The sequence below is a fragment of the Salinimicrobium marinum genome (genome assembly GCF_014651535.1).
GTDB lineage: Bacteria > Bacteroidota > Bacteroidia > Flavobacteriales > Flavobacteriaceae > Salinimicrobium > Salinimicrobium marinum.
The window spans coordinates 62,173-81,729 of sequence record NZ_BMXB01000007.1; the positions used below are offsets into that span (position 1 = coordinate 62,173).

Below are 19,557 nucleotides of genomic sequence, written 5' to 3' on the forward strand. Positions count from 1 at the left end.
CGATCTAAGATAAATAAAGTCGTTAAACAAATTGCCCCCCAGGTTTTCACCAAAGGGGGCTAATTTTACTTTTACAGATTGTTTACTCCCAACCCGGATTTTGCTCCAGAGTCACTCCCTGGTCACTATATAAAGTGATTTGATCTAATGGGACAGGATCAAGGTATACACGAGGATCGGTAAATTGCCTGATGGCAGTTTCGGCTGTTGCCGGGATAATATATCCTTCGTTTCCTTCGGTAAGGGTCAGGCTTTCCAATTCTTCTTCATAATCAGATTTGGAAATCCATGCACCCCTGTTTATATCGGGATTCTCTACCATGTCAAGATACTCCAGTTTTCCCCATCTTCTTAAATCATCATTTCTGAAACCTTCCATCATCAATTCTACTCTTCGCTCTCTGCGAATTTCCCAGATAATAGGAGAAACTTCAGGATCACGATCGGGATCTTCATAAGTATTCCCGTTGACGGCAGGTTGATCACCCATTACCTGTAAATCTGGCATGTTTACTCCAGGTCTGTTCCTTAATACGTTTATTGACTTATTCAGGTCCTCCTGAGTTAATGCAGGACCTCCAACAGTAGCAAGTTCTGCAGCAGCTTCAGCATAATTAATTAAAACTTCTCCAAAACGAATAACAGGAGCATCTGTAGGATTAAGGCTTGAAAAAGCTTCTGTATCGTCTTTCATATCTTCATTTAAGAATTTATGTGTAGCATAACCAGTAGTTGAATATGCAGTTGCTACTCCATTTACTCTTAATTCGTATGGCACAACAGTTTCATGTAAACGGGGATCTCTGTTCTCCATTACATTTTCTATCCCACGATCTCCCTGGTAAAGAGGTGAAATTTCAATAGGCAAACCGTCTTCTGCAAGGTAGGTTTCGACCGCATCTTTGGAAACCCCTGTTTGTGGTTCCCCTTCGTTGTTATAGCTCATAAGTGAATGAGTAAGCATACCAGTTTCATACTCCCTGAAAAGTATAACTTCAGGATTTCCATCAAGACTTAAAGAACTAAAAACATCACGATAGTCACCAAGTGAATACCTACCAGATTCAATTACCTCGTTAGCCGCCCATTTTGCAGCTTCCAGATATTCTGCAGCCTTTTCGGTATTATTACCATGATATTTCTGCCAGGTTCCTTCAAAAAGGAACACTCTTGACATAAAAGCTAAAACTACATCCCGGTTTACCTCCTGGCCCTGATTGTTAACAGAAACCCTCACATTTTCGGCCGCATACCTGAAATCTTCAAGAACTTTATCCATTACAAAAGTCCTGGAATCCCTTTCACGATACAAAGCCTCCGGATCTTCTTCGGAAAGTTCTTCTTCATACCACGGCACATCTCCAAAGCTACTTACCAGATCATGGTATTCAAGACCTCTGAAAAATCTTCCCACTCCTGTCCAGTGGGCAGTAGCTTCTTCTTCCATGGGTACACCCTGTACCCGGTCTATAAAAATGTTAGCTTTTCTTACCCAGGCAAAAGTCCAGCCTCCACCTGAAGTGGGAACCTGTTTTGTAAAAGGACTGGGGTTTGTAGGACCAAAATCATCATTAAAAGATTCTCCCGTGAAATAATCACCCCACGTGTACCCCCTACCGTATCCGGTAAAAAATGCGGGATAAAATCCATAAGCAAATGTTTCTACATTCTGCTCGGTCTTCCAGTAGGTCTCATCTACCAATTGATCCTGGGGCGGAACTTCCAGAAAGTCTTTTTCACAACCAACTATGATTAATGAAAGAAAGAGAATTAAATATATTTTACTAGTTTTCATAAGAATTGTTTTTTATTAAAACGAAGCCTGTAATCCGATGGAAAGCGATCTTCTGAATGGATAAACACGTCCAAACGAGTTGGAGTCATTCAATCCTGCAGTCGTATAATTGATCTCTGGATCAATTGGCACATCAAGGTTTGTGAATTCAAATAAATTCTCTCCACTAAAATACACTCTAAAATTATTCAGGTGGATATTTTCCGTCAAACTTTGAGGTAAAGAATATCCAAAAGTTATGTTTTTCATTCTCAGGTAAGACATATCTAGCAAATATCTTGTTTGAGGCTGAAAGTTGGTAGGATTTACCTGTTGATTGGCATTTGTTGGCCTTGGGTAATAAGCGTCGGTATTTTCCGGAGTCCAGTAATCCAGTTGATGCTCATACCATCCTTCTGCAGGTCTGTAGCCGGGAATAATAACCGGTCCGTTGGCCCACATATCACGTTGCCCAACACCCTGCATAAACATACTCAGGTCAAATCCTTTCCAGTCTGCTCCCAGTTGTAATCCGTACTGGTAACGTGGTGTTGAGTTTCCGATAACCTTAAGGTCTCCGGAATCTCCTCTGGTGTTAGATCCATAATCTATAACTCCGTCTCCGTTGATATCCCTGTACTTTACATCACCGGGACCGAAGTTGAACCAGGAATTAGTTTCAAATATTTCCTGTGACGGCACTCCTTCGGCATAATCTCCATTTGCATCAAAATCGTCTTCAGTAAAAAGTCGGTCGGTTTCATATCCCCAAATCTCTCCTAGCATCATTCCTTCATAATAGGTATTGTTCAACCCTGTTATAGGGTTTGGAAGAGCTTCAGTAGTATTTGAGAATTTTGTTACTTTTTCCTGATAGTCAGATAACGTAGCCATGGCATTTATATTCAATCCGTTTTCAAAGCTATGTTTGAAATCTACTGTCAATTCCCAACCTCTTGTTTGTAATTCTCCATAGTTTCTTCTTGGAGCATCTGTACCGAATGAACTTGGCAAAGTAACCCCCTGGCTGTGCATATCACTTACAGTTCTTTCATACCAGTCAAAACTTGCTCCTAACCTGTTATTAAAGAATCTTGAATCCACCCCAAAATCAAGAGTAGTTACAGTTTCCCATGTCAATGAAGCCGGTAATGCACCTGGTGTACGGGAGATTGCAGAAAGGGTTGATCCTCCAACTGTTACCACATTTTGACCACCAATGATCCAGTTTGAATTGGCAGGTGTCATTACTCTGTATATATTTCTTAAATCTGCATTCTGGTTTCCAATCGCACCATAGGACCCTCTTATTTTCAGAAATGAAAGAGTAGGTTTTGCAAAGTCCATAAATTCTTCTTCAGAAATTATGTATCCCGCAGAGAAAGATGGGAAAAAAGCCCATTTTTTATCGGCCGATAACCTTGAAGATCCATCATACCTGCCATTTACTTCCAAAAGGAATTTATCAAGATATGAGTAATTAATCCTTCCAAAAGCACCAAGGGTTGCCCATTTATTTCTGTCACCAGTTACGAACTCGTCACCAGTAGCAAGTTCCAGCTCTCCTACATTGAGATCGAACAAATTTCTTCTTTGAGAGGAATGGAACCAATATTCGTATTCTTCCATGTCTCCACCGGCAGTTAATTTAACATCGTGATCTCCCAATGCAATCTCGTAAGTAGCGAAAGCCTTTGCAGTATTTCTTCTGCTCCAGGATGAATTGTATTGCACCCTGTTATAAACTGCGCTACTATATGGAGCATATTCAAGATTTGGACCTGTTGCCCAGAAATTATATGCAGATAACACACCACCGGTTTGGTGCTCGTGCTCCTCTACCCTGTCATGGGTATAATCCATATTTATAGATAATCCCTCAATTGGTCTAAAAGTAGTTCCAAGATTTATACGAGACAAAGAGTTTGAAGTTTCATTCATTTTTGCCTGTTCCACTTCAGAAATATGGTTTCTAAAAGGTTGTCCTTCAAAGGTTCCGTAAGGGTAGGTCGCCGGCCAGCGGGTGACATAATACCATGGATCATATGTGGCACTAGAAAATAGAAAAGGTTCTGTAGACAAAGAGTTGGAGTGTAATACACTTGCTCTTACAGACCACCAGTCTTTTACATCTGTATCAATTCTCATGTTAAGGTTATACCTGTCATATTGATCTGGATTTACTTTAAGAACACCTTCCTGTCCCAGATATCCAAGACCAACGTAGTAATTGGTGTTTTCACTACCTCCAGAAACAGATAAGTCATGTTTCTGCTGAGGAGCCCATTCTTCCATAAACATGTCCAAAGGATCCCATGGTCGGTAGAAAAATAAACGACCGTCTCTTCTTTCGAAATCACGCCCTTCTACCATCTCCATACCCAGGTCCTGACCTCCGTATTGTGCTTCCCAATCTCTCATTCGCTGAATAGAGGTTTGGTCTATCCACATACCTACAATTCCAAAAGCATCCTGTGACGGGTCTGTTCTTCGCAGAGCCTCAAAAGCCATTTCGGCACCTTCAGCAGCAGGAGCTACCTGAGGTGTAGTTGTTGGAGTTGCCCACGAAAAGTTGTTGGAATAAGATATTGTAGGAGCCTGATTCCTTTTACCACTTTTTGTAGTAATAAGGATAACCCCCCATGCAGCACGTGAACCATATATAGAGGTTGATGCAGCATCTTTCAATACAGATATATCTTTAATGTCCTGAGGATTAATTGCATTAAGATTAGGCACTTCCACGTTATCAACAAGAATAAGCGGCTGTGCACCACCCGAACTCCCAAGAGAACCTACAGCTCCCCGTAAATTAATAGAAGGGTTTTCACCAATTTGCCCCGTTGGAGAAGTAATGGTCAATCCCGGGGTAGTTCCCTGTAAACCACGTGCAACATCGGTTATTGGTCTGGACTCAAGAACTTCAGTATTTACTGTAGATACCGCACCTGTAAGATTAGCTCTTCTCTGAACTCCATATCCAACTACCACCACTTCATCAAGATCTTCAACATCGCTGGAAAGTGTCACCTGGATTGTAGATTGATCATCTACAGGAATTTCTCTAGTCTGAAACCCTACATAGGAAAACACTAACACAGCATTTTCCCCGGAAATTTCCAAACTAAATTCACCATCAAAATCGGTAATTGTACCGACTGAAGTGTCTTTTACGTAAACTGAAACACCGGGTATTGGCATTCCGGCTTCATCTAATACTTGCCCGGTCACCTCCCGTTCCTGCGCAAACGTTTGAGCAGAAATAAGAAAAATGAAAAGGGAAAGAACTAGTGTAAGTTTTTTTCTCATAATCAGAAATTTTTGGATATAATTTAGCAGCGGCAAGATAATGCAAATTATAAAAGAATAAAATGTTTTGTTAAAAATATTTATTAATGCATAATAAACTTTAATGATTTTTTTATTTAAGTATTTACACTTAAAAATTAAATAAAACAAAAACATAGTGCTTTTATCTTAAAATACTTATATATTAATAGTTATTGAATTCTAAAAAAGACAATTCTGAAATTTTCCATCAAACTGTGAGCAAACCGATAAATAGTTGGGAAAGGAAGATTTTAAATATTTAGTAATACTGTTTAAGAGCTATTCCATCAATCTGGAGCATTAAATGCAGAATTTCCAGTGGAGAATGATTTTTTTAATGGAGCAACAGTGGATTAGAAATAACTTTTTCTGCACCAAAATTAAATAAGGATAATTAGTTTAAACAATTCAAAATTACCTCGTGGTTATTAGAAAACTCATAGAAAGGGTGTCAATTTCCTTAAGATAACATTAGGAACACCAGTTTTTACAAACCATTTTTCAAGCGATTTTTTTTATTTATATTAACAGTTGTGGTCGCAGGTACAACAGAAAACTTCTTACTAAGAAACTTCAATTATTAAAATTTATGGGAAATTAATTATACAATTCTCATAATTTTATAAATGTTTTTTTACATTAGCTAAACCGAAAACGTTTTTTCCCCTCTAATATTATAAATTGAAATTAAAATAAATCCAGGCCAACTTGTATTTTTTAACCAACCATTAATATTTAAGTATGAAAACATCTTTACTCGTTTTAGTAATAGTCATGCTGTTTCAAACTAATGTTTCCGCACAGGAGTTGTCATTAGTACAGGGAACAGTAACCGATGCCAACGGGATGCCAATTCCGGGAGTCAGTGTGGTTCAAAAAGGAACCTCCAATGGAACAGTCACCAATTTTGACGGTGAATTTACCATTGAAGTTCCCGGCGATGCCGTTCTTGAATTTAATTACCTGGGATATGCTCCACTGGAATATCCTGTAGATGGCCGGGAAACCCTCATTATAGAAATGACTCCTGAAGCTTCATCTCTTGATGAAGTGGTGGTAGTGGGTTATGGTACGCAGCGCAAGGCAGACCTTACGGGAGCCGTCTCTGTAGTAGATGTTGAGTCCATGAACAAGCAGCCTTCACCCCAGGTCTCGGAACGGTTACAGGGCCGGGTTTCTGGTGTAACCATAGCAAGTTCAGGTCAACCGGGGGAGCCACCTCAGGTCAGGATTCGTGGTATAAACACCTTCGGAAATAGTAATCCATTATATATAATAGACGGGATTCCGGGAGATATCACTTCTCTCAACCCCAATGATATTGAAAACATGCAGGTGTTAAAAGATGCAGGATCTGCTTCTATTTATGGTGCACGTGCTGCAAATGGAGTGATCATTATTACCACTAAAAAAGGTCGTGGGGATCTTAAAGTCAATTACAACGGATTTTATGGAACTCAAAGAGTTCCCGAAGGAAATGTGTATGATATAGCCTCTCCCCAGGAACACGCAGATCTGCGATGGATGGCAATGCAAAACACGAATCCGGGAGAAACCATTACAGACAGACAGTATGGAACAGGTTCACAGCCAACACTGCCATATTATATTCTACCGGCAGGTGCCAGCCAAAGTGAAGTAGACGAATCTACTTATTTTTTAGATCCTTATTATACTGACGGCGGAGTTCTTGGTAGCTTTAACCAGATCATTCGAGCCAACCAGGAGGGAACCAACTGGTTTCAGGAAATTTTTAATCCGGCACCTATTACCAGCCATGATATTTCTGTAAGCCAGGGTGGAGAAAAGGGGAATGTTTTATTCTCTTTAAGCTGGATTGACCAGGAGGGAACTTTGATAAATACTTATATGGAGCGGTATACTGCAAGGGTAAATAGCCAGTTTGATTTTTCAGACAACTTTAGAATTGGTGAAAATCTGGCGGTGTCACTTACAGATGACAACAGGATCAATGTAATGGAAGGAGAGAATCCTATAAATTACGCCTATAGAATGCAGCCAATTATACCGGTATATGATATCGCCGGGAATTTTGCGGGAACCCAGGCTCCTTCCCTGGGGAATTCATACAACCCTGTCGCTACTCTGGAAAGAAATAGAAATAATGTCTTCAAAACAAACCGAATTTTTGGTAATGTCTTTGCGGAACTGGATTTTCTGGATGTTTTCACTGCCAGAACATCCTTTGGTGGTAGCTATTACAACACTAACGGTAATACTTTTACATATCCGGAATATGAAAATGCTGAAAACAGCACTTTTAATCAGCTTCAGAAAACCGCTCAGAACGGTTACGACTGGACCTGGTCCAATACGCTTCAATACCAACAGAATTTCAACGACATACACGATGTAAGTGTATTAATTGGTTCTGAAGCATATCATAATCAGTACGAAGAAATGATTGGAGTAACACAAGGATATTATTCCTTCGATCCAGATTATGTAAATCTTAGTACCGGTGCAGGAACTCAAACTAATTCAGGATTTTATACTGAAGATGCACTTTTTTCAGTATTTGGGCGATTAGATTACACGTATGATGACAGATATCTGTTAGGAGCAACCATAAGACGTGATGCAACTTCAAGATTTCAGAATCCACGACATGGATGGTTTCCAGCGGTTAGTGCAGGATGGCGAATTTCTAATGAAGCATTTATGGAAGACGTAACCTGGATCGACGATCTAAAATTGCGAGGTGGATATGGACTCATGGGGAATCAAATGAACGTAGATCCCGCCAACGCCTTTACCACTTATGGAAGTAGCCGCTTTACGTCTTACTATGATATGAACGGTACAAACGGTACCCTTGTGGAAGGTTTCGAAAGATCCCGAATTGGAAATCCAGATGCCGGATGGGAAAAAAATGTCAATGCTAACATAGGTATTGATGTAGCTCTCTTTCAGAACAAACTTCAGATAACAGCAGATTACTACCGCAAGGATGTGATTGACCTGCTATACAACCCGGAGCTTCCGGGTACTGCAGGAGTCTCCACCTTCCCTTACGTGAACATTGCTGAAATGAAAAACAGCGGATTGGATTTATCAGCGACTACCTGGGTAGATTTTTCAGATGAATTCAGGATGAATGCTACACTAACTCTTACTACGTACGATAATGAAATTGTGAATATTGCAGAAGGAGTTGAATATTTTGACCAGGAAGGAAGAAGGTTCAATGGTAGTTCAATAGTTAGAAATGCCGTAGGTAATTCTGTTGGCCAATTTTTTGGATACCAGATTGAAGGTTTCTGGAACTCTCAGGAAGAAGTAAATAGCGCCAATAATTCTGCTCAGGACATTTTGGGAAATCCTGATGCCGAGTATCAGCAGGATATTGGAGTTGGACGGTTCCGCTATGCCGATATCAATGGTGACGGAGTTATTACTGCGGAAGACAGAACGTTTTTAGGTAATCCAAACCCAAAGTTCACAGGAGGTCTTAACCTGGATTTCACCTATAAAAACTTTGATATGAATATCTTCCTGTACGCTTCTTACGGTAACGACATCTGGAATCAGGTAAAGTGGTGGCATGATTTCTACAGCTCTTTTGGTGGCGCAAAAAGCACTACCGCCTTGTACGATTCATGGACACCTCAAAACCAGAATGCAACGGCTCCTATCCAGGAAACCGGAGGATCATTTAGTACAGCAAACGTTCCAAACTCCTATTTCGTAGAAGATGGATCTTATCTGCGTGCAAAAAATGTGCAGTTGGGCTATACGCTTCCAACCAGTTTGACAGAGAGACTGGGGCTGGACAGACTAAGACTTTATGTACAGGCAACTAATTTGTTTACAATAACAGATTATTCTGGTGTAGACCCGGAACTTACAGGATCTGCAACTGCTTTTGGAATTGATGAAGGATCCTATCCTTCACCACGCCAGTTCATTGGTGGGATTAATCTTTCATTATAAAAAAATATTCACAGAACTTAAAATACCAGAAGATGAAAAAAAGAAACATAATTATGCTTTGGGCACTTGGTTTTGGAGTATTCCTTAGCTCCTGCTCTGAAGAATTTCTTGATAAGCCGGCTTACGGTGCATTGAGTGATGAAGTTCTATCTGATGATAAAGGTGTTGATGCACTTCTTATAGGGGCCTATGCTGCGCTGGATTTACAGGGAAATGGCGTAGCATTAGGAGGAGGAAACCCATGGGAATCTGCCCCTACTAACTGGGTTTATGGAGACATTACCGGGGGTGATGCCCATAAAGGAAGTGATGGTGGAGACCAGCCACCTATAAATGCTATTGCCGTACATAATATAGATCCAAGTAATGGTTTCTTCAATACAAAATGGAAAGCACTTTATGAAGGTGTGGCACGTACTAATGCCGTCCTGAATTTATTGAATACTCTTGAAGATACTCCTGAAGAAGAACGTGCCAACATTGCGGGCCAAGCAAGATTCTTACGTGGTCATTACTATTTTGAGCTGAAGAAAATGTTCAACATGGTTCCCTGGATCGATGAAACTACAGAAAATCCTAATGTTCCCAATGATGTGGATATATGGCCAATGATCGAAGCTGATTTTGAATTTGCTTATAACAATCTTCCTCCAACGCAGGGAGAAATTGGCCGCGCAAACAAATGGGCTGCCGGGGCTTATCTTGGAAAAACATACCTGTATCAGGAAAAGTTCCAGGAAGCAACAACCGTTTTTGAAGAGGTGATCAATAATGGGGTAACTACAGATGGTCAATCCTATGGACTGGTAGATAACTATCATTCCAATTTTAATGCAGCCGATGAAAACAATGAGGAATCTGTTTTTGCTATTCAAATGGTTGCCAATGACGGAACCAATACCATTGCCAATTCAAACCAGGGCCTAATGCTGGCATATCCTTACAATAGTCCTTTCAGGTGCTGCGGATTCTATCAGCCAACACAGGATCTGGTAAATTCTTTCCGTACAGATGAGGCTACAGGTTTGCCTTACCTGGACAATTACAACAGTAATCCGGTGAAAAACGATATGGGAATCCTTTCCGATGAACCCTTTACGCCCGATACGCAATCTTTGGATCCACGCCTGGACTGGACAGTGGGACGTAGAGATATTCCTTATCATGACTGGGGATATCATCCTGGATACGACTGGGTACGTGAGCAATCTTCCGGAGGGCCCTATGCTCCAAAGAAACATATCTACTGGCAGTCCCATGCAGATGAGTTTTCAGATCAAAGCTCGTGGGCTCCCGGTAATGCCATTAATTATCAAATTATTCGGTTTGCCGATGTACTGCTAATGGCAGCCGAAGCGAACGCTAAAACAGGAAATCTGGAGAGAGCTTTAACTCTGGTAAATAGAGTACGCGGAAGGATGGCAGATAATCCTCAATACTGGTTAAAAGATTATGTTGATCCTGAAAATCCATTAGGAGGTTTCTCTGAAGAATATGCAGCGAACTATAATGTACAACGATATCCTGAAGGTTATTTTGGTTCACAAGAACAGGCAATGGATGCAATAATGTTTGAGCGAAGAATTGAACTGGCTATGGAAGGACACCGCTTTTTCGATCTCGTAAGATGGGGTGTAGCCGAGGAGGTACTAAATGATTTCTTTGAATATGAAGGACAAATTACTACAGACGTCAGGGGTGGAAATTTTAATCAGAGTGACAGATATTTCCCAATTCCTCAACGCCAAATCGACCTTAGTACAACCTCAGAAGGACCTGTGCTTCAGCAGAATTAAATAGTTCATTCAGTAAAATTGGAGTTAGTTGTGTTTAATAATTGCGTTAAATCGCCTGTTTTAGGACAGGCGATTTATGTTTTAAGTTTATAATAATCAACGGTTTCATATAATAAAATCAGGATCCCCCCAAATCAATATTTCAAATATATGAATAACAATAGACGAATATTTTTAAAAAATCTAGGCATAGCCGGAGCAGCTGCCTCGGTAATGCCCTCATTGGCATTTTCAGCAGAAAACAAAAAATCAGAATTTATAAAAAGAAAAGTGACAGGTTTTCCTTCTGCAGCAAAAGAAATCAGGATAGGGCTTATTGGAGCCGGAATTATGGGGTCACAGGATGCTGAGACTGCACTTTCCCATGACAACATAAAACTGGTGGCAGTATGTGACCTCTACACCGGAAGACTGGATGAAGCTAAAGCAAAATGGGGAGAAGATCTTTTTATCACCAAAAATTACAGCGATCTGCTCAACAGAAAAGATATAGATGCCGTTATTATTGGCACAACAGATCATTGGCATAAACAAATTAGTATAGATGCTTTAAAAGCCGGAAAGCATGTCTACTGTGAGAAACCCATGGTACATTCGGTAGAGGAAGGCCATGAGGTGATTAATGCCTGGAAGAAATCGGGTAAAGTTTTTATTGTTGGTAGCCAGGGAATGTCATCGCTTGGAAACGAGAAAGCAAAAGAACTTCTTAAAGAAGGAGCAATTGGCGAACTAAATTACGCCGAAGGTTTTTGGGCACGGAATTCTCCAACTGGAGCGTGGCAGTACCATATTCCGGAGGATGCATCTCCCGCTACGGTAGACTGGAAAAAGTATGTGGCGAATACAGAAAAACGACCCTTTGATGCCAAAAGATTCTTTAGATGGCGTAATTACCTGGACTACGGCACCGGCATGTCTGGTGATCTTTTTGTACACCTGTTCTCTAGTCTTCATTTCATCACAGATTCCCTTGGACCAAACCAGATTTCGGCTACTGGAGGACTGCGATACTGGAAGGACGGCCGGGAAGTGCCAGATGTGTTATTGGGGATGTTCGATTATCCCAAAACAGAAGCTCATCCTCCTTTTAACCTTTCCCTACGTTGTAATTTCGTAGATGGCACCAGTGGCAGCACTTATTTAAAATTGGTAGGTAGCAAAGGTTCTATGGATGTAAAATGGGATGAAGTAGTCGTAAAAAGAAATGAAAATACCGGCCAGGATGACCCTTTTCTTGCTGAACAGGAAAAAAGAGAAAACCTTAGGCAGCCAGACAGGAAGAAAATAAATCCTCCTCTAGAAACAGTTTACACGGCCGAAAGAGGTTACAAAGGTGCACATTATGACCATTTTGCCAACTTTTTCCACGCGATAAGAACCAATGGTACGGTGGCCGAAAATCCGGTATTCGGATTTCGTGCTGCTGCCCCTGCCCTATTATGCAACGACAGCTACCGGCAGGAGAAATTTATCAAATGGGATCCTGTAAATATGAAAATTGTATAACCCCCTAAAGTTTATAAAAATGAAAAAAATACTATTTAGCTTATTCATTGCCACAGCATTTGTTGGCTGTAAGAATTCCGAAGCAGAGAAATCTGAAGTTCAGGAAAAAGAAAGTGAGAATGTAACAGCCACTTCTGAATCAGAAAATGAGGAATGGCAATCCTTATTTGATGGAAACGGAACTGAAGGATGGAGAATGTATAACGGAGAAGAACTTTCTGATACCTGGATCGTGGAAGATGGAACCTTAAAATCCCTTGGCACAGGCGGTGATATTGGCGGTGATATCGTTTACGGTGATGAAGAATTTGGAGAATTTGAACTACAGCTGGAGTGGAAAATTGCTGAAGGTGGAAACAGCGGTATCTTTTACCATGTGGTGGAAGATGAACAATATGATGCTCCTTACTACACAGCTCCGGAATACCAGATCATCGATCAGGAAGGTTTTCCTCAGAAACTGGAACCCTGGCAATCCATTGGTGCCGACTACGGGATGTATGATCCAGATTATGATGGTGCTTTAAAAGATGTGGGAGAATGGAATACAAGCAGGATCGTTTTTACGAACGATAAGGTGACCTACTGGCTGAATGGTAAAAAGACTGTAGAATTCGATCCATGGTCCGAAGACTGGAAAAAGAGAAAAAATGAAGGAAAATGGAGTGAGTTCGAAGATTATGGAGAGGCTCGTGAAGGCTTGATTGGGCTTCAGGATCACGGAAGTTACACCTGGTTTAGAAATATTAAAATTAGAAGATTATGAAAGGAGCATCATTTTTGATACTACTAGTATCAGCACTCGTGCTGGTAAGTTGTAAATCATCAGACTCCGTAGAATTATTTAATGGCCAGGATCTTTCGGGCTGGGAAATTCACGGAACAGAAAAATGGTATGTGGAAGATGATCTTCTGATTGCCGAAAGCGGACCTGACAAACAATACGGATATCTGGCAACCGTTGATGATTACAAGGATTTTGAACTGGAACTTGAATTTTTGCAGGAGGCAGACGGCAACAGCGGAGTCTTCTTTAGATCGGGTCTTGAAGGAACAAAAATTTCAGGATGGCAGGTAGAAGTTGCTCCCGAAGATCTTCACACAGGTGGGATCTATGAATCTTACGGAAGAGGATGGCTTATAAAACCCACCCCCGAAAAGGAAGATGTGCTTAAGTATGGTGAATGGAACAAAATGAGGATCGTTGTTCAAGGAGATGAAGTGACAACCTGGCTAAACGGGGTAGAAATGGTTTCCTTTAAAGATGAAAAAATCGGGGATGCCAACGGAAAAATAGCTCTGCAAATCCATGATGGAGGAGGAATAAAAGTCTACTGGAGAAACATTCAGCTAAAGGAGATATAATGAGCATTTGGGTGATGACAGGATGAATAAGATATTAGGAAAAGACAAAATAGTATTAGTTACGGGCGAATGTTTTATATTAATATGCTCCCTGAAAAACCATGTATGGTGATTTGAAAAGTGCAGTTCAACAATTGTTTTTCAGAATCAAATAATGAATATGAACAGAAGAAATCTTTTAAAGGTCTTAGGGCTTTCTGCAGTAGGTGTTGCAACCGTTCCCTTATGGATGGATGGCTGGACCTCTGATGACCTTCCCGCCGATACTACCGGGTTGGATGAGGATCAAAAACTGGTCCTTGCAGCAATGGTGGATACCTATATCCCTTCAGGAGAAATTCCGGGAGCGAAAGAACTTGAAGTGGATCATTTTATTCTGGCAATGGTAGGAGGGTGTTTTCAGAAGGAAACTCAGGAAGAATTTTTGACAGGTTTTAATGGACTACATCAATCCAGTACGGAGGCATATGGAAGTTCTTTTGATCAACTTTCCACCCAACAGCGGGTGGAGCTGTTAATTAAATTGGAAGCAACCGAAAAAGATCCTGATAAAACGATCAATTTTGTTCCTTTCATAAAAGATCTTACTATTTCAGGATATATGAGCTCCAAATATATCATGGAAAATCATTTGGGCTATGAATTCGTTCCGGGCCGCTTTAATGGCAGTTTTCCGGTGGAAAAATCTGTTTACAGAAACGCATAGAAATGGCAAATTTTAATATAGACGCAAAAACCAGACAATCCTATGACGCTATTGTTATTGGTTCTGGTATCAGCGGTGGCTGGGCAGCTAAAGAGCTTACGGAAAAAGGATTAAAAACTCTTGTTTTGGAGCGTGGAAAAAATGTAGAACATATCAAAGATTATCCTACTACTCACCTGCGCCCCTGGGAAATGAAATATCGTGGCAGGCTTCCGCTGGATGTGATAGAAGAAAATCCCATTGTAAGCAAATGTTATGCTTTTAAGGATGATGCCGAGCATTTCTTTGTAAAGGATAAAGAACATCCTTATGTACAGGAAAAGCCATTTGACTGGATAAGAGGCTACCAGGTGGGAGGGAAATCGCTGCTTTGGGCGCGGCAGGTACAGCGCTGGAGTGACTTTGACTTTGAAGGTCCTGCCCGTGATGGTTTTGCCGTAGACTGGCCTATTCGATATAAAGATCTTGCTCCCTGGTACAGCTATGTGGAAAAATTTGCTGGAGTCTCCGGAAATAAAGATGGTCTTGCCGAACTGCCCGACGGTGAATTCCTGCGACCTTACGAATTCACAAAGGTTGAACAATATTTCAAGGAACAAGTAGCTCAAAAATATGAGGACCGGCATGTGATCATTGCCCGTTGTGCTCACCTTTCTGAGCAAAAACCAATTTTTACTGAACAGGGTAGAACTCAATGCCAAAACCGGGTGGTTTGCCAGAGAGGCTGCCCTTATGGTGGATATTTCAGCAGTAACTCCTCCACTATTCCATGGGCACAGAAAACAGGAAATTTAACGCTTCAGGCCGATTCTGTAGTTGAATCCCTGATCTATGATGAACAAAAAGAAAAAGTTACCGGAGTTCGGGTCATTGATGCAAAAACTAAAGAAACCACAGAATATTTTGCAGATATTATTTTCGTCAATGCAGCTGCCGTAAATACAAATCTTCTTCTGCTGAATTCCACGTCAAAGCGTTTTCCAAATGGTTTGGGTAACGACAGCGGTTTACTTGGAAAGTTTATGGCATTTCATAATTACCGGGCAAAGATCCAGGCAGAATATGACGGATTTTTGGATTACACTACAGATGGAAACCGACCTACCAGCGGATACATTCCAAGATTCCGGAACGTACGTCAACAGGAAACAAATTTTCTAAGAGGCTATGCAGCCGGTTTTGGCGCCCATAGAAGCACCATTTCAAATACCGAAGGTGTAGGTTCAACTTTAAAAGAAAAACTGCTGAATCCCAAGCTGGGACCCTGGCGCGTAGGAAGTCATATGATGGGAGAAACTATTCCGAAGGAAACAAATTTTGTGAACCTGAGTAAAACAGAAACAGACGAGTGGGGAATGCCGTTGCTGAATTTTTCTGTTGATTATGATGATAATGATGAAAAAATGATCGCTGATTATTTTGAGCAAATGACCGAAATGTTTGAAAGTGCCGGCTTTACCAATATTCGCACCAGTGACACCCACCAGGCTCCGGGACTGGACATTCATGAAATGGGAGGCGTTCGTATGGGAAGAGATCCAAAAACATCCCTTTTAAACGAATGGAATCAAATGCATCATGCAAAGAACGTTTTTGTTACAGACGGTGCCTGTATGACTTCCACAGCCACTCAAAATCCTTCCCTTACCTATATGGCTCTTACCGCCCGTGCGGTTGATTATGCTGTGAAGGAAATGAAAAAAGGAAATTTATAAAATTCAGCAATTTAAATAAACCATCATGAAAAAGGTATTTTCCATAATCCTGTCAGTCCTAATGACACAAGCTGTTTTTGCACAGCAAAATTCAACAGCTAAAGATCTGGACTGGAAGCTCGGCGTGCAGGCATATACGTTCAAAAATTTCACCTTTACCGAGGCGTTGGAAAAGATAAAGAGTATAGATCTGAACTATGTAGAAGCTTTTCCCGGCCAAACCATAGGAAATGGCATTGAAGGTACGATGCATTACGAGATGGAAGCCAACACCCGGCAGCAGGTAAAACAGCTCCTGGAGTCCAAAGGAATAGAACTGGTGGCCTATGGAGTGGTTTCGGGAAAGAATGAACAGGACTGGCGAAATCTTTTTGAATTCGCAAAGGAGATGGGGGTTAAGGTTATCAATTCTGAACCTGCCCAGGAAGACCTTGATTTGGTAAACAAATTAGCAGGAGAATATGGAGTAACCGTTGGTCTCCACAATCACCCGAAACCCAGCACCTACTGGCATCCAGATACCGTGCTGGAAGCCATGAAAGGCAGAGAAAATATCAGAGCCTGTGCAGATGTTGGTCACTGGATACGCTCCGGAATGAATCCCGTGGAAAACCTGAAAAAACTGGAAGGCCACATTGCCAGCGTACACTTTAAAGATCTCAATGAAAACAGCAGCGAAGCTCATGACGTACCCTGGGGAACCGGAATAAGCGATGTACAGGCAATGGTAAACGAATTGAAACGCCAGGACTTTGAAGGCGTCATTTCTGTGGAATATGAGCACAACTGGGACAGTTCTTTACCTGAAATTGAAAAAAGCGTCAACTATTTCAAAAGAATATCCGAATAAAAGCTTTCTGAAAGTGTAAAAAGAATAAATAAAAAAATCCGGAGCCATAAACTCCGGATTTTTTGTTTGATCTGTATTTATGTTCAGAAAATACAATTTACAGCATTATTTCTGAAACTTTAATTGCTGTAGTTCTCACAAGCTTTTCTCACACTACCGTGCTCCTTTAGCAGTTGAGCAGCCTGCTCCTCTCCTATTTTTAGCTCCTCCATGATCATTTTAACACCACGGTTTACGAGCTTCTTGTTAGAAAGCTGCATATCGACCATTTTGTTACCTTTTACCCTGCCCATTTTGATCATTGTACTGGTTGAGATCATGTTTAGTACAAGCTTTTGAGCAGTACCAGATTTCATACGGGTGCTTCCAGTTACAAATTCCGGTCCTACCACACATTCTATGGCATATTCTGCTTCAGCAGCCAAAGGACTGCCTTCATTACAGGTAATGCATCCCGTAGTTATGCCTTCTTTCCTGGCTTTTTTTACTCCGCCAATTACATATGGGGTAGTTCCCGAAGCTGCAATTCCTACTAAAACATCTTTTTCACTTATATGGAATTCCTGAAGGTCTTTCCAGGCCTGTTCTGTATCATCTTCGGCATTCTCCACGGCATTTCGTAAGGCTGTGTCACCACCGGCAATTAAGCCTATAACCCAGTCTCCAGAAACCCCGAAAGTAGGCGGAATTTCAGAAGCATCGAGAACACCTAGCCTGCCGCTGGTGCCTGCACCAATGTAAAACAACCTTCCCCCCTGCTCCATTTTCTCTACGATCACGTCTACAAGTTTTTCAATTTCGGGGATCTTCTTTTCAATCGCTTTTGGAACAGATTGATCTTCTTTATTCATATTAGAAAGCAGTTCCCGGCTACTCATTTTTTCCAAATGATCGTAGTTCGAAGAACGCTCTGTACTCTGTTTATTATCCATATTTTTTAAAACTTCTTTTATTCTGAAAGTGGTATGAAATTAGAAAAGATTCCCGGAACTGCTTTTTCTGTGCCCCAGTCTACCCCGGGTGTTCTGTAAAAATTAATATCTAAAGCTCTTAATCGATCCCCGTGTTTTCCAAGTCTCTGTTTAAATTCATCGTAATTCCTTTTTTCGCCAGAAGTCCAGCCGATCTCTGCAGCGGCTATGGCACGTGGCCAGAATCGGTTATCCAACATTTCGTCTGAAAGTACAAACTCGCTCCAAACAGCTGCCTCTACCCCAATTACATTAGGATCATCGCTGTTGAAACTGTAGGTGTCCTCCAGGCTTACCCCGTCTTTTTTACACCAGTTATTGGTATTCTCCTGCCCCGGAATATTTGCATGATCTAAATACAGTTGAGAGCATAAAGAGTGAATTGTTTTGATGTCCTTCACCACACTTTCCACCTTACCATGCCATCGCTGACTAATAAGACTGGAACTCACCTCTGCCTTGGTCACTTCTTCCCAACCAATGGTTGTTTTCCCATAAGTCTGAACAATAGAATCTGCTTTCACCACAAATTCTTTATAGCGCGGATCCTCGATCTCATCTCCACCAATATGGATCCATGGACCTTTGGTGATCTCTGCCATCTCACCTATCACATCGTTCACGAATTCATAGATCTCAGGATTCTCAAGGCAAAATTTACTCCAGCCCACGTTGTAATCCTGAAACATTTCGGGAGGGGTTGCACGTTTGGGAGTAAGATTTGTGTAGTCATCACAGTTCAATTCAGGATAAGACATGAGTGCAGCATATATGTGGCCCGGCATATCAATTTCAGGAATGATAATAATATTTCTTGCAAGTGCATAATCCTGTAGGTCCTTGTACTCTTCCTGAGTCAGGAATCCTGCTCTTCCTCTTCTCACAGATGCTTTTCCTCCAACTTCTGTAAGTTTAGGCCAGCCTTTAATCTCAATTCTCCACCCTTGATCATCACTAAGGTGAAGGTGAAGACGATTCATTTTATACATTGCCATTCTGTCCACATGTCGCTTTAAATAATCCAGACCAAAAAAGCTTCGGGCGACATCCACCATGGTGCCTCTCCAGGCAAATTCCGGTTGATCTTCGATCAAAGCTTGTCTAAGCACAACTTGACTTTCTAGTTGCTGTTTTTCAATTTCCGGAGGAAACATTTGCCGAAGCGTCTGGATTCCGTAGAAAAGTCCGGCTTGGGAAGCCGCTTTCAGAAGTACACCATCATCTGTAATACTTAACTGATATCCTTCCTCTCCCAAAGTTCCCTCGAGCGAGGCATCCTGTTCAATTTTCCAGTTTCCGCAGTCACCGGAAGCCTGAGTGGCGACCGTTACACCTGCCTTTGAAAGTAAAGCCTCAAGCCATTGCGAAGCTTCTTTTCCTTCTCCTGTATAACAAATAGTATTCTGCTGCGGAATGACATAAGCCTTGCTCTCCCAGGATACCTGTGCTGGTAGTGGGATCAAAGCCGGTTCTTCGGGTAAAGCAGTAGCTTGCGGAGCCTCCACCTGTTCTGTACCCCCGCAGGATAATACCATTGTTGCGATTAGGAATAAACTAAAGCTTTTAAAAATGTTTTTCATAATATTATTT

Annotated in this window: 12 protein-coding genes; 8 read left to right on the forward strand and 4 right to left on the reverse strand. The window is 41.2% G+C overall.

What is annotated here, in order from left to right; genetic code table 11:
* Positions 1-82: 82 nt before the first annotated feature.
* Complete coding sequence (locus tag IE056_RS10130) at positions 83-1,795, reverse strand: RagB/SusD family nutrient uptake outer membrane protein (RefSeq protein WP_189604601.1); 1,713 nt, start codon at positions 1,793-1,795, stop codon at positions 83-85.
* 15 nt (positions 1,796-1,810) lie between these two features.
* A complete protein-coding gene (locus IE056_RS10135) occupies positions 1,811-5,083 on the reverse strand; it encodes a SusC/RagA family TonB-linked outer membrane protein (protein WP_189604602.1) in 3,273 nt (1,090 codons plus the stop codon).
* Between the two features lie 762 nt (positions 5,084-5,845).
* Between IE056_RS10135 and IE056_RS10140 the strand changes: the two genes are divergently transcribed.
* From IE056_RS10140 to IE056_RS10175, 8 genes are all read left to right on the forward strand, one after another.
* A complete protein-coding gene (locus IE056_RS10140; protein ID WP_189604603.1) occupies positions 5,846-9,058 on the forward strand; it encodes a SusC/RagA family TonB-linked outer membrane protein in 3,213 nt (1,070 codons plus the stop codon).
* Positions 9,059-9,090: 32 nt separating this feature from the next.
* The gene (locus IE056_RS10145) at positions 9,091-10,854 is read left to right on the forward strand and encodes a RagB/SusD family nutrient uptake outer membrane protein (RefSeq protein WP_189604604.1); all 1,764 of its coding nucleotides are present in this window, start codon (positions 9,091-9,093) and stop codon (positions 10,852-10,854) included.
* Positions 10,855-11,004: 150 nt separating this feature from the next.
* Positions 11,005-12,360, forward strand: coding sequence for a Gfo/Idh/MocA family protein (locus IE056_RS10150; protein ID WP_189604605.1), 1,356 nt, complete (start codon positions 11,005-11,007; stop codon positions 12,358-12,360).
* Positions 12,361-12,379: 19 nt separating this feature from the next.
* On the forward strand, positions 12,380-13,126 hold the full coding sequence (locus IE056_RS10155) for a 3-keto-disaccharide hydrolase (protein WP_189604606.1): 747 nt from the start codon (positions 12,380-12,382) through the stop codon (positions 13,124-13,126).
* A complete protein-coding gene (locus IE056_RS10160) occupies positions 13,123-13,725 on the forward strand; it encodes a 3-keto-disaccharide hydrolase (protein ID WP_189604607.1) in 603 nt (200 codons plus the stop codon). Before IE056_RS10155 ends, IE056_RS10160 begins: the two co-directional genes overlap by 4 nt.
* A 160-nt stretch (positions 13,726-13,885) precedes the next feature.
* Entirely contained in the window at positions 13,886-14,431 is a 546-nt protein-coding gene (locus IE056_RS10165; protein ID WP_189604608.1) for a gluconate 2-dehydrogenase subunit 3 family protein, read from the forward strand.
* Positions 14,432-14,433: 2 nt separating this feature from the next.
* On the forward strand, positions 14,434-16,146 hold the full coding sequence (locus IE056_RS10170) for a GMC oxidoreductase (protein ID WP_189604609.1): 1,713 nt from the start codon (positions 14,434-14,436) through the stop codon (positions 16,144-16,146).
* 25 nt (positions 16,147-16,171) lie between these two features.
* Positions 16,172-16,996: a sugar phosphate isomerase/epimerase family protein gene (locus IE056_RS10175; protein ID WP_189604610.1), complete on the forward strand. Its 825-nt coding sequence runs from the start codon at positions 16,172-16,174 to the stop codon at positions 16,994-16,996.
* Positions 16,997-17,115: 119 nt separating this feature from the next.
* On the opposite strand, the gene murQ is transcribed toward IE056_RS10175, so the two are convergent.
* Complete coding sequence (gene murQ / locus IE056_RS10180; RefSeq protein WP_189604611.1) at positions 17,116-17,928, reverse strand: N-acetylmuramic acid 6-phosphate etherase; 813 nt, start codon at positions 17,926-17,928, stop codon at positions 17,116-17,118.
* Positions 17,929-17,945: 17 nt separating this feature from the next.
* Positions 17,946-19,547 carry a beta-N-acetylhexosaminidase gene (locus IE056_RS10185; protein WP_189604612.1) on the reverse strand — a complete coding sequence of 534 codons (1,602 nt, stop codon included), beginning with the start codon at positions 19,545-19,547 and terminating at the stop codon, positions 17,946-17,948.
* Positions 19,548-19,557: the final 10 nt, after the last annotated feature.